At 40.5% G+C, this 1,673-nt stretch carries 1 protein-coding gene; it reads left to right on the forward strand.

Annotated elements, in window-relative coordinates:
* Window positions 1-112: 112 nt before the first annotated feature.
* Window positions 113-1,633, forward strand: a complete 1,521-nt coding sequence (locus tag NSB03_RS20545; protein ID WP_024988893.1) for an IS5 family transposase — start codon at window positions 113-115, stop codon at window positions 1,631-1,633.
* The last annotated feature ends 40 nt before the right edge of the window (window positions 1,634-1,673 follow it).

Genomic DNA, 1,673 nt, shown 5'->3' on the forward strand with positions numbered 1-1,673 from the left:
TAATTAGAGTTTCCTGAATAATATCAGTTAACTGATTTTCATCGAAATAGCTCTATCCATATTTTCTCATTTCGCAAAAAAGTACTATATTTGAGTGTTAAAAGAAAGTTTTATGAAGTTTAGTTCACAAGGAAAACAGCTTAGTATTGATGCCTTTCGCTCCTCTTTGTCTGGCTTGTCTAAATCGAATCGTTGGGTTCAATTAGGTGACACTCTTCCCTGGTCTGATATCGAGCGCTTGTATAATGTTCGTTTGAATAATGGTAAGCGTGGCGCGGGTAACAAACCCGCCCGTATGATAATCGGAGCATTGTTAATCAAACACAAGATGAACCTTTCCGATGAGGAAACCATTCTTGCCATTCAGGAAAATCCTTATATGCAATATTTTGTAGGACTTTCCGAGTTCACAGACAAACCTATTTTTGATCCGAGTTTGTTCGTCACCATTCGCAAGCGTTTGGGTAACAATGATTTCAATGACATGAGTGTCTCTCTTCTTAAAATACAAGTTGAGAAGTCCAGAACTGCCGCCCAAGAGAAAAAGAACGATAAGGACGACTCTCCCACCGGTTCCGGTTCCGAGATATGTACGGATCCTGTTTTTACAGATAGCCAGGGTCGTTTACACCAAGGTTCTTTAAAGATAGATGCTACTTGTGCGGATGCTGAAGTCCGTTATCCTACCGATATTGACTTGCTACACGATGGCTGTAAGGTGATTAATCGTTATATTGCCAAATTATGTAAGCGATTCTCTCTTAGTGCTCCTGTAACCTATTATAAAGCAGCCCGCTCTGCTTATCTGGAAGTTATCAAGCTCAAGAAACGGAGCAAGAAGGCTATTCGTACAGGTAAATCCTTGTTGTTAACCTATTTGATTCGTGATCTACGCAGTTTTATAAATCTGATAGCGGTGCATGGTACGCAGCTGCTTGAGAGTTTGAATCGCCATGAACGGCGAGTTGTAACGGCTATCATCAAGATGTATTATCAGCAGTTACAGATGTTTAAGGATGGTACTCATACATGTGCTGACCGTATCGTGAGTATTTTTCAGTCTCATGTCCGTCCTATCGTGCGAGGCAAATCCAAATTCCCGACCGAGTTTGGAGCCAAGATTGGTGCCAGTATCGTAAATGGATACACATTCTTAGACCATCACAGCTGGGATGCTTATAATGAATCCTCGGATTTGGCTCTTCAAGTGGAACTCTACCGACAACGTTTCGGTTTTCTTCCTGTCAGGATTTATGCAGATAAGATCTACATGAACAAAGAAAATCGCAGGCTAATGAAAGAGTTGGAAATTCAATCCATGGGAAAGCCATTAGGAAGACCGCCCAAAAAGTCAAAAACCGAAGAATATCAACTCAGAATGACTAAAGCTGTAGGAGAGAGAAATGAGATCGAAGCAACTTTTGGTACCGGAAAGCGAATCTACAGAGCCAATAATATTAGAGCAAAGTTACCTGAAACGGCTACTTGTTGGACGGGTATGTGCTATTTCGTCAAAAACGTTATGAAGTTCCTCCGAGAACTTCTTTATGCTTTATGTTTTATACTGGAATTAATGGCAAATCCCTGCAATTATCGGAGAATAATTATACCGATGCAGGGATTTGCGTGTTGAGGTATTGGAGATGAGTAAATTATTCAGGGAACTCTAATTA

This window comes from Bacteroides acidifaciens (genome assembly GCF_024623065.1).
Taxonomy (GTDB): Bacteria; Bacteroidota; Bacteroidia; order Bacteroidales; family Bacteroidaceae; genus Bacteroides; species Bacteroides acidifaciens.